Origin of the sequence: Bordetella petrii (assembly GCF_017356245.1) — a bacterium.
GTDB lineage: Bacteria > Pseudomonadota > Gammaproteobacteria > Burkholderiales > Burkholderiaceae_B > Bordetella_A > Bordetella_A petrii_D.
This window is the reverse complement of record NZ_JAFMZZ010000001.1, coordinates 1,033,687-1,048,500: the sequence shown is the minus strand read 5'-3', so window position 1 is coordinate 1,048,500 and position 14,814 is coordinate 1,033,687. Positions and strand designations below refer to the sequence as shown.

14 protein-coding genes and 1 pseudogene are annotated in these 14,814 nt (G+C 62.9%); 12 read left to right on the top strand and 3 right to left on the bottom strand.

Translation table 11 applies throughout. From position 1 onward, the window contains the following. Positions 1-54 precede the first annotated feature (54 nt). Positions 55-1,317 (bottom strand): annotated as a pseudogene (locus J2P76_RS05015) (dipeptide ABC transporter ATP-binding protein); the annotation flags it as partial. Positions 1,318-1,359: 42 nt separating this feature from the next. On the opposite strand from J2P76_RS05015, the gene J2P76_RS23590 reads away from it, so the two are divergent. The 8 genes from J2P76_RS23590 (at position 1,360) to J2P76_RS04975 (ending at position 7,905) form a co-directional block, all read left to right on the top strand. Next, positions 1,360-2,925 carry a hypothetical protein gene (locus tag J2P76_RS23590; RefSeq protein WP_242697296.1) on the top strand — a complete coding sequence of 522 codons (1,566 nt, stop codon included), beginning with the start codon at positions 1,360-1,362 and terminating at the stop codon, positions 2,923-2,925. Then, on the top strand, positions 2,922-3,266 hold the full coding sequence (locus J2P76_RS05005) for a hypothetical protein (protein WP_207404954.1): 345 nt from the start codon (positions 2,922-2,924) through the stop codon (positions 3,264-3,266). Before J2P76_RS23590 ends, J2P76_RS05005 begins: the two co-directional genes overlap by 4 nt. A 129-nt stretch (positions 3,267-3,395) precedes the next feature. Further along, the gene (locus J2P76_RS23790) at positions 3,396-5,390 is read left to right on the top strand and encodes an EndoU domain-containing protein (protein WP_207404952.1); all 1,995 of its coding nucleotides are present in this window, start codon (positions 3,396-3,398) and stop codon (positions 5,388-5,390) included. Next, positions 5,387-5,632, top strand: a complete 246-nt coding sequence (locus J2P76_RS04995) for a hypothetical protein (protein WP_207404950.1) — start codon at positions 5,387-5,389, stop codon at positions 5,630-5,632. Before J2P76_RS23790 ends, J2P76_RS04995 begins: the two co-directional genes overlap by 4 nt. A gap of 200 nt (positions 5,633-5,832) precedes the next feature. Beyond that, positions 5,833-6,432: a hypothetical protein gene (locus tag J2P76_RS23580; protein ID WP_242697295.1), complete on the top strand. Its 600-nt coding sequence runs from the start codon at positions 5,833-5,835 to the stop codon at positions 6,430-6,432. Then, on the top strand, positions 6,425-6,769 hold the full coding sequence (locus J2P76_RS04985; RefSeq protein ID WP_207404949.1) for a hypothetical protein: 345 nt from the start codon (positions 6,425-6,427) through the stop codon (positions 6,767-6,769). Before J2P76_RS23580 ends, J2P76_RS04985 begins: the two co-directional genes overlap by 8 nt. Before the next feature lie 218 nt (positions 6,770-6,987). Beyond that, on the top strand, positions 6,988-7,260 hold the full coding sequence (locus J2P76_RS04980; RefSeq protein WP_207404947.1) for a hypothetical protein: 273 nt from the start codon (positions 6,988-6,990) through the stop codon (positions 7,258-7,260). Positions 7,261-7,521: 261 nt separating this feature from the next. Beyond that, complete coding sequence (locus J2P76_RS04975) at positions 7,522-7,905, top strand: hypothetical protein (protein ID WP_207404945.1); 384 nt, start codon at positions 7,522-7,524, stop codon at positions 7,903-7,905. On the opposite strand, the gene J2P76_RS04970 is transcribed toward J2P76_RS04975, so the two are convergent. Both J2P76_RS04970 and J2P76_RS04965 read right to left on the bottom strand, forming a co-directional pair. Next, the gene (locus tag J2P76_RS04970) at positions 7,856-8,992 is read right to left on the bottom strand and encodes an anhydro-N-acetylmuramic acid kinase (RefSeq protein ID WP_207404943.1); all 1,137 of its coding nucleotides are present in this window, start codon (positions 8,990-8,992) and stop codon (positions 7,856-7,858) included. The genes J2P76_RS04975 and J2P76_RS04970 overlap by 50 nt on opposite strands. A gap of 18 nt (positions 8,993-9,010) precedes the next feature. Beyond that, on the bottom strand, positions 9,011-10,426 hold the full coding sequence (locus tag J2P76_RS04965; RefSeq protein WP_207404941.1) for a M23 family metallopeptidase: 1,416 nt from the start codon (positions 10,424-10,426) through the stop codon (positions 9,011-9,013). Between the two features lie 274 nt (positions 10,427-10,700). Between J2P76_RS04965 and tyrS the strand changes: the two genes are divergently transcribed. The 4 genes from tyrS (at position 10,701) to nrdR (ending at position 14,795) form a co-directional block, all read left to right on the top strand. Further along, positions 10,701-11,930, top strand: coding sequence for a tyrosine--tRNA ligase (gene tyrS, locus J2P76_RS04960; RefSeq protein ID WP_207404939.1), 1,230 nt, complete (start codon positions 10,701-10,703; stop codon positions 11,928-11,930). A 30-nt stretch (positions 11,931-11,960) separates the two neighbouring features. After that, positions 11,961-12,614: a YbhB/YbcL family Raf kinase inhibitor-like protein gene (locus tag J2P76_RS04955; RefSeq protein ID WP_207404937.1), complete on the top strand. Its 654-nt coding sequence runs from the start codon at positions 11,961-11,963 to the stop codon at positions 12,612-12,614. A 342-nt stretch (positions 12,615-12,956) separates the two neighbouring features. Then, positions 12,957-14,204: a serine hydroxymethyltransferase gene (glyA, locus tag J2P76_RS04950; RefSeq protein ID WP_207404935.1), complete on the top strand. Its 1,248-nt coding sequence runs from the start codon at positions 12,957-12,959 to the stop codon at positions 14,202-14,204. Positions 14,205-14,318: 114 nt separating this feature from the next. Continuing rightward, positions 14,319-14,795, top strand: a complete 477-nt coding sequence (gene nrdR / locus J2P76_RS04945; RefSeq protein ID WP_207404934.1) for a transcriptional regulator NrdR — start codon at positions 14,319-14,321, stop codon at positions 14,793-14,795. Positions 14,796-14,814: the final 19 nt, after the last annotated feature.

The following is a 14,814-nucleotide window of genomic DNA, read 5'->3' as shown; positions in this document are numbered from 1 at the left end:
AATGTTGCACTGCAGAGAAAATTGGGGACGGGCTTTGGCGGCCCGGCCCCGCCTCTAGGCGTACACGCCCACCGGATGGCGCGCCACGTAATGGCCCTCGGCCACCTGCACCAGGGGCGCCACCACGGGGTCGTCGCCCACCATGCGCACCGGGCTGGGAATTTCGTCGACCAGCAGCGAGCGCGCCCGGTGGCGGCGCTGCGGGTCGGCGATCGGCACCGCGTCCATCAGCTTGCGGGTGTACGGATGCTGCGGGTTCTCGAAAATGGAGCGGCGCGGGCCGATTTCGACGATCTGGCCCAGATACATTACCGCCACCCGGTGGCTGATGCGCTCGACCACGGCCATGTCGTGCGAAATGAACAGCAGCGACACGCCCAGCTCGCGCTGCAGGTCGAGCAGCAGGTTGACGATCTGCGCCTGGATGGAAACATCGAGCGCCGACACCGACTCATCGGCCACGATGACCTTCGGGTTCAGCGCCAGGGCCCGCGCGATACAGATGCGCTGGCGCTGCCCGCCCGAGAATTCGTGCGGATAGCGGTCGATCATGTCGGGCGACAGCCCGCACTTGTCCATCAGCCAGCGCACGCGTTCCTGCGCCGCCCGGCCCTTGGCCACGCCGTGGATCAGCAGCGGCTCCATGATGGAATCGCCGACCTTCATGCGGGGGTCGAGCGAGGCGAACGGGTCCTGGAAGATGAACTGGATGTGGCGCCGCAGGTGCTGCATGGCGGCGCCGCGCAGGGTGCCGATGTCCTGCCCGTCGAATTCGATGCGGCCGCCCTGGCTCTTGACCAGCTGCAGCAGCGAACGGCCGGTGGTGGTCTTGCCGCAGCCCGATTCGCCCACCAGGGCCAGGGTTTCGCCGGGGTACAGGTCGAAGCTGACGCGCTCGACCGCGTGCACGCGCTTTTGCACGCGGCCCAGGATGCCGCCCGAGATGTCGAAGCGGGTGACCAGGTCTTTGACCCGCAGCACCGGCCCGCTTTCGCGGCGCACCGTGCTGGCCGCATCGGCGGCCGCGGCCGCCGGCCCGGCGCCGGCCGCGGCGTCTTCCACGCGCAGCAGCGGGAACGGCGCGGGTTCGTCGGTGCCGCGCATGGCCCCCAGGCGCGGCACGGCCGACAGCAGCGCGCGCGTATAGGCATGCCCCGGCGCGGCGAAGATGGCGTCGGAAGCGCCCTCTTCGACCTTGTCGCCGCGATACATCACCAGCACGCGGTCGGCCACTTCGGCCACCACGCCCATGTCGTGCGTGATGAAGATCACGCCCATGTCCATTTCTTCCTGCAGCTGGCGGATNCCACCAAGGACAACGAAGTCGCGGGCGGAGCCACCAAGGAGCACGGCACCTCGGTGCCCAGCACCGGCGGGGGGCTGGGCCTGGGCATGCCGGTAGTGGCCGCGGCCAATGGCGACGCCAGTTCGACCACGCAAAGCGCCATCAGCGACGGCGCGATCGAGATCCGTGACGAAGCGGGACAGAAAGCGCTGACAGGGCAGACGGCAGACCAGGCCGTGGCGTCGGTGAACTGGGACACATCGGACACGCTGAACACGCTGGATCCGATCTTCGACAAGGAGCAGATCGAAGCGGGCTTCGAGATCGTGTCGGAGGCGAACCGGCAGCTGGGGCAGTTTCTGGTGAATCGGGCCAAGGAGGTCGATGCGCTGAACGATCGGGCCGATGACGCCACGCTGTCGAAGGCGGAACGTGATCAGGCCCGGGCTGAAGCCGAACGACTGAAACGGGAGTGGGGCCCGGGCGGCAAGTATCGCCGCTGGATGACGGCGGTGATGGGTGCGGCCAGCGGCAATGTGACGGGTGCGACCAGTGAGTTCGTGCAAGCCGCGGTGGTGAACTACCTGCAGGGGCTGGCGGCGAGCGAGGTCAAGCGCATTGCGGATGGCATGGGTTCTGGGGCCAACGTCGAAGCGGCTCGGGCCGCGTTGCATGCCATCGTCGGCTGCGCAGGGGCGGCGGGTGGCGGTGCAAGCTGCGGGGCAGGCGCATTGGGGGCAGGGGCGAGCTCAGTGCTGGCAACGCTGCTTGCGAGCGTCGCAGGCGATGACCTGTCAGCGCAAGAAAAAGAGGCGCGCAGCAATCTGATCCAGAGCATCGTGGCAGGCACGGCTACCGGTCTGGCCATGGATGCAGCAACCAGTGCCTCGTCGGCGGCAACGGAACTGGCCAACAATGCGCTGTCGCTGGGCGAGTTGAAATCCTTTGCCGCCGAGGCCAGCACGTGCCGCGCGCTGGGCACCTGCGACGAGATCCAGCAAAAGTACCGGGATCTGAGCGTCGAGAATCAGGAGAAGATGGTCGCGCTATGTGCACAAGACCCGATAGCCTGCCGTGCGCAGTATGGCGACTTTGTCGAGGGCGTGACGGATTACCGGAAAGAGCTTGACGCTGCTCTTGGGCTGGATATTCCGGCCGGCTTGAAGGCGGACTTGGCAATCTATCTGTATCAGCACCAGGAAGCCATAGGCGTAGCGCTGAATACGGAGATTGCTGAGCAGCTGCAGGAAAAGTATGGTCTGACGTCAGAGGCTGCTGCGCAATGGGCTGCGGTTGGGGCGGCGGCGGTTGGCGCCACCAAGGGGAAGTACCAGCCCAATGCCGGCAGTGTGGGAAATATGTCCGAACTGATGCGGCAGCCAGGGTTTGGTACCCAAATTGGCAGTGGATCTCAAAAGACCAAGCAGATTTATCAAGGGCAGAGTGTCTATCAGGCCAATGGCGCTATTGGTGAGCATATATCAAGGGGAGATAAATTCTATTTAGATGCAATGCATAAGAACCACATAGAAGTATTCGATGCAAATGGAAGAGCAAAAGCAGTGCTCAATCTTGATGGCTCTCTTAACGACATCAAAACGACAAAAGCCTTAGCAGAAGGGAGAAAATTATCAAAATGAATAAAGCCGAATTTTTCGAAGATCTCAAAGATATTCTTCGAAGTGAATTTTGCTCCAAGTATCCCGATGGTTTTGATAGTCAAAAACGAGCTATCGACTATAACGATCATATGGATGCCAGGATAAAACGATTCTTGGAGTTGATTCGTCAACTGACAGAGAGGCTTCGCGTTGCTCGGGAGGACGGTGATGAGATCGCTATGCAGGCAGCATTAATACGGATTCGTTCGCATGCCATGAGTCTTTCCACTATTTTTGATTGGATAGTTGACGATATTGAGACTCTACTGAAGTCGGGAAAATGGCCTGAAATTCCAGAAGGCTATCGGTTCCCTGAATAAAAGGTGACTCACGACAATTTGGTCTCCGTGTCCAGCTTGTGTCTCGTGAGTTAGAAACCCCTATCGTTCTTTAGCAACCATTATGCGGTCGCGGTCCGACGTGGTGGCGAAAGGGTGTGCGTAGACTACGTGGGCGGCACCGTATCGGCCAACGCCGGCACACGCAAGATGCGCAGCGAGTACGACTCGGTGACCCAGCAGGCCGGCCTGTGGGCCGGCGACGGCGGGTTCCAGGTGAAGGTGGGCGACAACACCACGCTGGCGGGCGGCGTGATCGCCAGCAGCCAGCAGGCGGTGGCCGCCGCGCTGAACAGCTTGTCGACCGGCACGCTGGTGGTGCGCGACATCGAGAACCGGGCCGACTACAGCGCCAGCCAGATCGCGGTGGGCGGTGGTGTGAATTTTGGCGGCGGTGATGACCTGGGCGCCACCAAGGACAACGAAGTCGCGGGCGGAGCCACCAAGGAGCACGGCACCTCGGTGCCCAGCACCGGCGGGGGGCTGGGCCTGGGCATGCCGGTAGTGGCGGCGGCCAGCGGAGACGCCAGTTCGACCACGCAAAGCGCCATCAGCGACGGCGCGATCGAGATCCGTGACGAAGCGGGACAGAAAGCGCTGACAGGGCAGACGGCAGACCAGGCCGTGGCGTCGGTGAACTGGGACACATCGGACACGCTGAACACGCTGGATCCGATCTTCGACAAGGAGCAGATCGAAGCGGGCTTCGAGATCGTGTCCGAGGCGAGCTGGCAGCTGGGGCAGTTTCTGGCGAATCGGGCTAAGGAGGTCGACCTGGAGGCCCGTGCGATAAAGAAGGAAATCGCGGCCGAACTCGCGAAGGAAGATAGCGCGGACCCTGCCAGGTTGGCGGCGTTGAATGCGCAACTTGAGCAGACCAGGCAATGGGCGCCTGGCAGCACATCGAGACAGGCGCTGACGGCCATCTTGGCCGCGGCATCAGGCAACGTAACTGGTAGTACCAGTCAGTTCGCTCTGAACGCCGCGCTCGGATACCTGCAAGCAGAGGGCGCCAAGCTGGTCAAGCAGTTGGCCGATGCGCTTCCGCAAGGCGCCGAGTCGGAAACGCTGCGCGCTGCCCTGCATGGGGTGTTGGCATGTGGATCGGCCGCCGCGCAAGGGGCGGCCTGCGGCAGCGGCGCCGCTGGAGCAAGCCTGAGCAGCGTGCTGGGCTATCTGCTGAAGCCCGAGCCAGGCGCTACTGCGGAAGAGGTGGAGGCGAGAAGCAACCTGCTGAACGGCCTGGTCGCCGGCGTGATCACTGGGCTCGGAGGAGACGCCGCCACCACCAGCGCGGCGGCGCGCATCGAGGCCGACAACAATACGTTCTACCGTAACCGGACGTCGGTGGCGAAGGAGACTGCCGCGCAACGGGCCGAACTGGAGCAGGCGCTGCTTAGTGGGCAGATAAGCAACGAGGCCTACGAGAAGAATATCAAGACGCTGGATGCTTCATCGGCGAAGATCGACGCGCTGATGACCCTGTACGACGTACAAAGTGCCTCAGGGCTGTCGCAAGTTCTGGGGCAGATGTCGTCCGCACACGTGGCCTTGCTGGCCGATGCGGTGGGCGGGTTACTGGCAGTGCCGGGGATGGCCGGCTCGGCGTACGAGCTGATCACCGGACACACTGTGGCCAGCCAGGAGGAAGCGAATTACTTCTTTGCGGTGTTGGGGGTGGTTGGGGGCGGCGTAGGCAAGGCCGTTGGCAAGCTGGGTGACTTGGCCAAGGTTCTGTCCGACGCGCCGAAGGTGGAGCATGCCAGGCAGTTGGCGGCGGCTCAGGCCACAAAGGGGACATCCCTAATCTCTGATGCCCGGGCCGACCACATCCTTCATGGAGATGGTACGGGTGGCGGACACCTTTGGCCTGGTGCTCCGGGGAAAAGCACCTTTCCTCAAAGCGGGTCATCCACAAGGGTTTTGGACGAAATAAATTCGATTGCGTCAGACCCCTTGATTCCCGGGCGTGTCCAAGGAAATGGTCGAATAGTAAAGGAAGCTACGATTGACGGGGTGAATATTAGAGTGGTCGTTGAACCGCCCTCTAAGGGTGGAGGTGTCGTAACAGGCTTTCCAACAAATGTTCCGAGGAATCCAAAATGAACGATGGGCAGTCCAATGAGTATTTTGAAACGCTAGAGAAGCTTCTCACCGCCTCCCTTGAAGAGGTGCGGGAAAACCTTTCTCTTCAGGACTATACGGATATTAAAGAGTACATCGATCATGATGAGTATGGTATTGGTTGGGAGCTGCTTTGGCATTTGGTTCATAAGCAGCAACTGCCCGTTTCCTCTGGGCTAGTCGAATGTGGGCATAAAATGGGATTCGACACATCCACGCCATGACTCCTTGTATCCGTATTACGTCCGTGAAATAGATATCGGCAGTAATATTGGATTGGATAGATTTAACGGAAATATTCCGACATCCACTTTAACCGTCATGACGGATAAGTACGGAAATTTGCTTGCTACGTTTCCAGGGAAGTTGAAATGAAAAAATCAATGATACCCTCCGGGATCTGAGCGTCGAGAATCAGGAGAAGATGGTTGCGCTGTGCGCGCAAGAACCAATAGCCTGCCGTGCGCAGTATGGCGACTTTGTCGAGGGCGTGACGGACTACCGGAAAGAGCTTGACGCTGCTCTTGGGCTGGATATTCCGGCCGGCTTGAAGGCGGACCTGGCAATCTATCTGTATCAGCACCAGGAAGCCATAGGCGTGGCGCTGGATACTGAAATTGCGGCGGATCTGCAGGAACGGTATGGTCTGACGTCAGAGACGGCGGCGCAATGGGCTGCGCTCGGGGCGGCTGCGGTTGGTGTCATCAAAGGGAAGTACCAGCCAAATGCCGGCAGTGTCGGGAATATGTCCGAGTTCATGCACCAGTCGGGGTTCGGCACGCAAATCGGAGCCGGATCTCAGAAGACGAGACAGATCTATCAAGGGCAAAGTGTTTATCAAGCTAATGCCGATATTGGCAAGCATATATCAAAGGGCGACAAATTCTATTTAGATGCAATGCATAAGAACCACATAGAAGTGTTTGATGCAAATGGGAAGGCGAAAGTTGTGCTCAATCTGGATGGATCAATAAATTCCATAAAAACGGATAGGGCTCAAACAGAAGGTTGCCAAAATGAATAGAAGTGATTTTTTTGAAAATCTCAAAGATATGATGCGTAATGAGTTCTTCTCCAAATGCTCTCCTGATTTTGATGTTCACGATTTGGCCCTTGATTATGGTAATAACATGGATTACAGAATAAATATGTTCTTCGAATTGATTCGCGAATTGACAGAGAGGATCCGCCTTGCTCGAGAGGGTAATGATGAGGTTGCAATGAGGGTTGCATTGCTACATATTCGTGGGTATTCCATGAGTCTTTCCACCGTTTTTAATTCGCTGGTCGACGATATCGAAACGTTGTTGCGTTCAGGGGAGTGGCCAGAAATTCCAGAAAATTATCGTTTTCCTGAATAAGAAATACGACAGCCTACATGTTCAGGTTGTGCCTCATGAATTGAAGATTCCCATCTTTTTTAGCAACTGTTGTGCGGTTGCGGCCCGACATAGCCTTGGCGACCCGCTGCGTATGACAGTCTGCTCGACCACGCAAAGCGCGATCAGTGGCGGATCGATCGGGATTCGCGACCAAACCGAACAGCAGGCGCTAACGGAGTAGACGGTGTACCTAGGCTGTGGCATTGGTCAGCCGGGACATATCGGACAACCTGAATACGCTGGACCCAATCTTCGACAAGGAGCAGACCGAAGCGGGCTTCGAGATCGTGTCCGAGGCGAGCCGGCAGCTGGGGCAGTACTCGACGAATCGGGCCGAGGAGATCGACGCGCTGGACAAGCGAGCGGATGACGCCGCGCTGTCGCAGGCTGAAAGTGATCCGGCCGGGGCGGAAGCAGAATGGCTGAAACTGGAGTGGGGACCAGACGGCAAACATCGCCGAGGCGATTGAAAGCTTTGGTCATCATGAGCTGTTAACCCTTCGTCACTAGAGACTAGGGGGCAAGCGGGTAGTGCACCGGATCGAAGACCGGTCCAACTACGGAACTGCTCAAGTGTCAGACGCTTCCAGCTGCATGGCCGGCGTCCCGGGCGCTGTCTGTTCATTGGCCTGGATAAGCACTATTGGCACTATTCCCGGCTGCTCGATTGCGAATTCCACTCCATTGATATTAATCCCGCCAGCGCCGCATATGGCCAGCAGGGCAGGCACGTGGTGGGTTCGGCCCTGCATTTATCGAACTATTACGAGCGCGGCGCGTTTGCGGCGGTAGTTGCCAACGGCCTGGTGGGTTTTGGGGTGAATAGCGAAGAAAGTTTCGACCGCATGATGGAGCAGATCCATCATGTCACGGAACCGGGCGGCCTGCTGGTGCTGGGCTATAACAACCAGCTGGATCGGGCGCCGTTCTCTGTTGAACAGTCTGCCGGCTGCGGGCTGTTCGAACCATTCGTGCCGGCCATTGCGGGCGTTGACAGCCCCGCCTATGAAGTGCCGGACCGCTTCCGGCACCGTTATGTATTTTTGCGCAAGGGCGCAGGCCCGCTTATGCCGGATACAACGCCCCCAGCACCCGCGGCCCTCGCGCGCCCGTAACCTGCGGCACGCCCGCGGGCGTGCGGTCCAGGAAGGCCTGCGCCAGCCAGGCGAACGCCATGGCCTCGACCCATTGCGCGGGCACGCCCGCGGTATCGGTGGCCTGCACTGGCCGCTGCAGGCACATGGCCAGTTCGCGCATCAGACCCTGGTTGCGTGCGCCGCCGCCGCACACCAGCACGTCGTGCGTGGCCGGCGCCGCGGCTTCGAGGGCGTCGGCCACCGTGCGGGCGGTGAACCGCTGCAGGGTGGCCTGCACGTCTTGCGGCGCGGGCGCGGGGCCGTCGTAGGTTTGCAGGCGCTGGTCCAGCCAGCCGGCATCGAACAGGTCGCGGCCGGTGGATTTGGGGGGCGGCAGGGCCAGCCAGGGTTCGGCGGCCAGCAGGTGTTCCAGCAGCGCCGCCTGCACCTGGCCGGTGGCGGCCCACAGGCCGTTGTCGTCGTAGGCCTGGCCGGTGTGGCGCTGGCACCAGGTGTCCAGCAGTACGTTTGCCGGCCCAGTGTCGAAGCCGCGTGGCGGCTGGCCGGGCGCCAGCAGCGTCAGGTTGGCGATGCCGCCCAGGTTCAGTACGGCGCGTGGCTGCGGCGCCTGGAACATGGCCGCATGAAAAGGCGGCACCAGCGGCGCGCCCTGGCCGCCGGCCGCCACGTCGCGGCTGCGGAAATCGGCCACTACGTCGATGCCGGTCAGTTCCGCCAGCAGGGCGGGGGCATTGAGCTGCAGGGTATAGCCCAGTTCGGGGCGATGGCGCACGGTCTGGCCGTGCGCGCCGATGGCGCTGACGGCGCTGGCGGGCTGACGGGCCTGCTGCAGTAGAGCCTGCACGGCATCGGCGTACAGCCGGGCCAATGCCTGCGCGGCCAGGGCGGCGCGGTGCAGTTCGTCGGCGCCGCTGCGGTTCAGGGCCAGCAGTTCGGCGCGCAACGGGTCGGGCATGGGAAGCCCGGCGGTAGCCAGCACTTGCGGCGCCTGCCCGGCGGCCAGCCGGACCAGCACGCCGTCGGCGCCATCCAGGCTGGTGCCGGACATCAGGCCAATGAAAAGGCGGCCGGGCGTGGAAACGCGCGGGCCGCCTGGTCGGGTCATGGCAACAAGCGGGCCGCGCTAGCGGCTGGCCACGTTGGTGGTGGATTCGGGCAGCGTCTGCTGGAATTCGGTCAGCAGGGCGATCTGCTGCTTGTAGGGCAGCACCGCGGCCTTGAACTTGCGGGCCTCGGCGGCGTCCAGCGGACGCGTCACGGGCAGGTCGGCCGCCAGCGGGTTGACGGGCTGGTTGTTGATGCGGAATTCGTAATGCAGGTGCGGCCCGGTGGCCCAGCCGGTAGAGCCCACGTAGCCGATCAGCTGGCCCTGCGATACCTTGGCGCCGCGCTTGATGCCGGCGGCGATGCGGCTTTGGTGCGCGTACACGGTGGAGTACTTGCCGAAGTGCTTGATGATGACCACATTGCCATAGCCGCGCTGCTGCCCGGCGAATTCGACCGTGCCGTCGGCGGTGGAATGGATGGGCGTGCCGGACGGGGCGGCGTAGTCAACGCCCTTGTGGCCCGTCCAGGTCTTGTGGATGGGGTGCATGCGCATGCCGAACGTTGAGCTGATGCGCGTGAACTTCAGGGCGGTGCGCAGGAACGCGCCGCGCAGGCTGACGCCGTCGAAGTCGTAGTAGCTGCCCGACTTGCCGTCGGGGCTGAACCAGACGGCGTTGTAGGTTTTGCCGTTGTTGACGAATTCCAGCGCCAGCACGCGTCCGGCGCCGGCATAGCGGCCCTGGTGCGAGCGGACCTCGTATACGACGCGGAACTGGTCGCCGCGGCGGATGTCGCGCAGGAAATCGACCTTGGAGTTCAGGATGTCGGCCATCTGCAGGGTGACCGAATCGGGGACGCCGGCGGCGTCGGTGGCGCCGAACAGCGACGAGCGGATGGTGCCGACGGCGACGCGGGTCTGGCGGTCGGTGTTGTCGGTGATTTCGCGGGCGGTGTAGCCGTCTTGCGCGGGCGTCACCAGCAGCATCTTGGTGGTGACCTGGCCGTTTTCTTCGTTGCCCGGGGTGTGGATGTAGCGCAGCCAGACCAGCTTGCCTTCGGCATCGCTGGCGGCCTGCACGGCCCGCCCGGGGTACAGCTTGTAGATGCTGCGCGCGCTGGGGGCCTGGGTCAGGAAGCGCTGCAGGCCGGGGGCGTCGATGTCCAGGCGCTGCAGCACGGCGGCCAGCGTGTCGCCCGGGCGGATGCGGGTTTCGCTGATGAAGGGGGCGCTGCTGTCGTCGGTGCTGAGGCTGACCTGGTCGGGCTGCAGCGGCAGGATGCTCTGGATCTGGCGCGACGGGGGCAGTTCGGTGCGGTCGGGCTGCTGCACCATGCCCAGGGCGGCGGCGCCGGCGAACAGGCCGATGGCGGTAACCATGAGAGTGCGGCGGAAAAGGCCGCCGCGGCGGGACGTGGGCTCGGAGCGGGGGGCGAACAGGGCGGCAACTTTGCTGCGGAAGCGGCCAGCCGGGCTGTTTGAGCCACGATTCATCGTGCAGGACCTTTCAGGGTGGCGTAAGTCCCCAGGATGCTTGCGCCGGATGCAGGCGTGCCACGGCGTGCATGGCGGCACGCGGCAGGCTTGCGCCCTGCGACGCATCTTGTGAACAACGGGTGTTTAGCCGGGACAGCAACTGTAACGGCAACAGTTGCGTATGATTAGGGCAGTATCCTAGCTGATCCGGCTAGAATTTTCGACTGATTTTCAAGCCTTTTTGGCACTTTTTACACCTTTTTTGCGTTGTCCCGCCCCGTTTCAGCCTGACATGTCCCAATCCGAAGCCCCCATTACCCCCGAAGTCGAAGCCGACCTGCGCGTCGCCAAGCGCGGTTGCGACGAACTGCTGGTCGAGTCCGAGTTCGCCCGCAAGCTGGCCAAAAGCCGTGCCACCGGCGTGCCGTTGCGCATCAAGCTGGGGTTGGATCCCACCGCGCCCGACATCCACCTGGGCCACACGGTGGTGCTGAACAAGATGCGCCAGCTGCAAGACCTGGGGCACAACGTCATCTTCCTGATCGGCGATTTCACCTCGATGATCGGCGACCCCAGCGGCCGCAATTCCACGCGCCCGCCGCTGACCCGCGAGCAGATCGAGACCAACGCCAAAACCTACTATGCCCAGGCCAGCCTGGTGCTGGACCCGGCCCGCACCGAGATCCGCTACAACTCCGAATGGAGCGACCCCCTGGGCGCGCGCGGGCTCATCCAGCTGGCGTCGCGCTATACCGTGGCGCGCATGATGGAGCGCGAAGACTTCACCAAGCGCTTCAAGGGCGGCGTGCCCATCGCCGTGCACGAATTCCTGTACCCCCTGATGCAGGGCTACGACTCGGTGGCCCTGAAGTCCGACCTGGAGCTGGGCGGCACCGACCAGAAGTTCAACTTGCTGGTTGGCCGCGAACTGCAGAAAGAATACGGCCAGGCGCCGCAGTGCGTGCTGACCATGCCGCTGCTCGAGGGCACCGACGGCGTCGAGAAAATGTCCAAGTCCAAGGGCAATTACATCGGCATTTCCGAAACCCCCGAGTCGATGTTCGGCAAGCTGATGTCGATTTCCGACACCCTGATGTGGCGTTATTTCGAGCTGCTGTCGTTCCGCACGCTGGAAGACATCGCGGCCCTGAAGGCAGGCATCGAGGCCGGCGCCAATCCGCGCGACGCCAAGGTTGCGCTGGCGCAGGAAATCGTGGCGCGCTTTCACTCGGCGCAGGCCGCCGAGGCCGCGCTGGCGGCTTTCCAGGCGCGCTTCCGCGATGGGGCCATTCCCGAAGACATGCCCGAGATCAATATCGGCGGCGCGCCGCTGGGTATTCTGAAGGTGCTGCGCGAAGCCGGCCTGGTGGCCTCGGGCGCCGAAGCGCAGCGCAACGTCGAGCAGGGCGGGGTGCGCGTCAACGGCGACCGCGTCGAAGACAAATCGTTGCAATTACAGGCCGGCACTTATGTGGTGCAGGTGGGCAAGCGCAAGTTCGCCCGTGTTAACTTGGCAGGGTAGGAAGCGCCTACGGTCTCGCAGGAGCACGACATGAAACTCTCGAGTCTGTCTTTTTCCGATAACGAATCGATTCCCGATCGCTACGCTTTCGGCAAGATCGACCCGCAGTCGCACGTCGCACTCGCGGAAAACTTCAATCCGCAGTTTTCCTGGGACGACGTGCCCGAGGGCACCCGTTCGTTCGCCCTCATCTGCCACGATCCCGACGTGCCGTCCAAGCCCGACGACGTCAACCAGGAAGGGCGCCAGGTGCCGGCCGACTTGCCGCGCGTCGACTTCTTCCACTGGGTGCTCATCGACCTGTCCGCCGACAAGCGCGACATTGGCGAAGGCGATTTTTCCAGCGGCATCACGCCGCGCGGCAAGGGCGGCCCGCTGGCCTCCGGCGACGCGCGCCAGGGCATCAACGACTACACCTCGTGGTTCGCCGCCGACCGCGACATGAGCGGCGACTACTTCGGCTACGACGGCCCGTGCCCCCCCTGGAACGACGCGCTGCCGCACCGCTACGTCTTCACCCTGTACGCGCTCGACGTGCCCAAGCTGGCCGTTCAGGGCAACTTCGGCGGCAACGACGTGCTCAAGGCGCTGCAGGGCCATGTGCTGGCCCAGGCCAGCATCACGGGTGTGTACACCCTGAACCCCGACCTGGCGCCGAAGCAGATCGGCGACACCTCGGCCTGATCGGGGCCCCTTCAGGTGTCCGGCTCCCGTCAGGGTGCCGGACGCCGGACTACCAAGACAGCCTCGGCACACAGCGGTGTCAGGCACCCTTCGGGAGCCTGACACCTGGCTCGGTGCCTGTCCCGGTACATCGTCCCTCGCGGTTGGATGAGCGTTCCTCAAACTGACTTGAGCCGGCTTGCGGGTTAAGGGCGTGTTGCGCGCTTTTCCGGGCCGGCGGGCGCCATTTCGGGCGTTTTTTCGGATCGCCGGGGCCGGCGGCGGGGCGCCGGCGCGGTAAACTAGCGGCCATCCCCTACATCCCGGCTTTTCCTCTTTTCACGCTCCAGGAACCTTCCCGTCATGTTCGACCGCAAACTTACCCTGTCCCAGGTAGACCCCGAAGTCTGGGCCGCCATCCAGAAAGAAGACGTCCGCCAGGAACAGCACATCGAGCTGATCGCTTCCGAAAACTACGCCAGCCCGGCGGTGATGCAGGCCCAGGGCACGCAGCTGACCAACAAATACGCCGAAGGCTATCCGGGCAAGCGCTATTACGGCGGTTGCGAATACGTCGACGTGGTCGAGCAGCTGGCCATCGACCGCCTGAAGCAGCTGTTCGGCGCCGAAGCCGCCAACGTGCAGCCCAATTCGGGTTCGCAGGCCAACCAGGGCGTGTACATGGCCGTGCTGAAGCCGGGCGACACCGTGCTGGGCATGAGCCTGGCCGAAGGCGGCCACCTGACCCACGGCGCGTCGGTCAATGCCTCGGGCAAGCTGTACAACTTCATTTCGTACGGCCTGGACGCCAATGAAGTGCTCAATTACGCCCAGGTCGAGCAGCTGGCCAAAGAACACAAGCCCAAGCTCATCGTGGCCGGCGCGTCGGCCTACGCCCTGCACATCGACTTCGAGCGCCTGGCCCGCATCGCCCACGACAACGGCGCGCTGCTGATGGTCGACATCGCCCACTACGCGGGCCTGGTGGCCGGCGGCGCCTACCCCAATCCCGTGCCGCACGCCGATTTCGTCACGTCCACCACGCACAAGTCGCTGCGCGGCCCCCGCGGCGGCGTCATCATGATGAAGGCCGAATACGAAAAGATCATCAATTCGGCCATCTTCCCCGGCATCCAGGGCGGCCCGCTGATGCACGTCATCGCCGCCAAGGCCGTGGCTTTCCAAGAGGCCCTGTCGCCCGAATTCAAGCAGTACGCCCAGCAGGTGGCCAAGAACGCCAAGGTGCTGGCCGAAACCCTGGTCAAGCGCGGCCTGCGCATCGTGTCCGGCCGCACCGAAAGCCACGTGATGCTGGTCGACCTGCGTCCCAAGGGTATTACCGGCAAAGAAGCCGAGGCCGTGCTGGGCCAGGCGCATATTACGGTCAACAAGAACGCCATCCCCAACGACCCGGAAAAGCCCTTCGTGACCAGCGGCATCCGCCTGGGCACCCCGGCCATGACCACCCGCGGCTTCAAGGAAGCCGAGGCCGAGCTTACCGCCAACCTGATCGCCGACGTGCTGGACAACCCGCGCGACGAGGCCAACATCGCCGCGGTGCGCGCGCGCGTCAACGAACTGACCGCCCGCCTGCCGGTTTACGGCGGCTAAGGCGCCTGCGCGGCGGCCCCGGGGGCCGCCGTTTGGCGTATTTTCCCCACGCCGGCGCCGCGTTGCGGGCCGGCGTCATTACAATACGCCAAATTATTACCGGGGGCCGGCAATATGAAATGCCCATTCTGCGGCAACGCCGACACACAGGTGGTAGACAGCCGGGTGTCCGAAGAAGGCGACACCATCCGCCGGCGCCGCCGCTGCCTGTCCTGTGACAAGCGCTTCACTACGTACGAACGCATCGAACTGGCCATGCCCTCGGTGGTCAAGCGCAACGGCAGCCGCAGCGACTACGACACCGCCAAGCTGCGCGCCAGCCTGTCGCTGGCCCTGCGCAAGCGCCCGGTCAGCACCGACCAGGTCGACAGCGTAGTCGCGCGCATCGAAGAAACCCTGCTGGCCAGCGGCCAACGCGAAGTCTCCACCGAGCGCATCGGCGAACTGGTCATGGCCGAACTCAAGAAGCTCGACAAGGTCGCCTACGTGCGCTTTGCCTCGGTGTACAAAAACTTCGAAGACATCGGCGAATTCGTCGAGGCCATCCGCGAAATGCAGGGCCCCATGCTGCCGGGCAAGCTGCGCAAATAGGGTTGGCCAGGTGTCAGGC

What these genes read in the sequence shown, in the direction of transcription:
- J2P76_RS05005 (WP_207404954.1), top strand. Translation starts at nt 2,922, where the DNA reads ATGAATAAAGCCGAATTTTTCGAAGATCTCAAAGATATTCTTCGAAGT.
- J2P76_RS04995 (WP_207404950.1), top strand. Translation starts at nt 5,387, where the DNA reads ATGAACGATGGGCAGTCCAATGAGTATTTTGAAACGCTAGAGAAGCTT.
- J2P76_RS23580 (WP_242697295.1), top strand. Translation starts at nt 5,833, where the DNA reads ATGGTTGCGCTGTGCGCGCAAGAACCAATAGCCTGCCGTGCGCAGTAT.
- J2P76_RS04985 (WP_207404949.1), top strand. Translation starts at nt 6,425, where the DNA reads ATGAATAGAAGTGATTTTTTTGAAAATCTCAAAGATATGATGCGTAAT.
- J2P76_RS04970 (WP_207404943.1), bottom strand. Translation starts at nt 8,992, where the DNA reads ATGACCCGACCAGGCGGCCCGCGCGTTTCCACGCCCGGCCGCCTTTTC.
- J2P76_RS04965 (WP_207404941.1), bottom strand. Translation starts at nt 10,426, where the DNA reads ATGAATCGTGGCTCAAACAGCCCGGCTGGCCGCTTCCGCAGCAAAGTT.
- tyrS (WP_207404939.1), top strand. Translation starts at nt 10,701, where the DNA reads ATGTCCCAATCCGAAGCCCCCATTACCCCCGAAGTCGAAGCCGACCTG.
- J2P76_RS04955 (WP_207404937.1), top strand. Translation starts at nt 11,961, where the DNA reads ATGAAACTCTCGAGTCTGTCTTTTTCCGATAACGAATCGATTCCCGAT.
- glyA (WP_207404935.1), top strand. Translation starts at nt 12,957, where the DNA reads ATGTTCGACCGCAAACTTACCCTGTCCCAGGTAGACCCCGAAGTCTGG.
- nrdR (WP_207404934.1), top strand. Translation starts at nt 14,319, where the DNA reads ATGAAATGCCCATTCTGCGGCAACGCCGACACACAGGTGGTAGACAGC.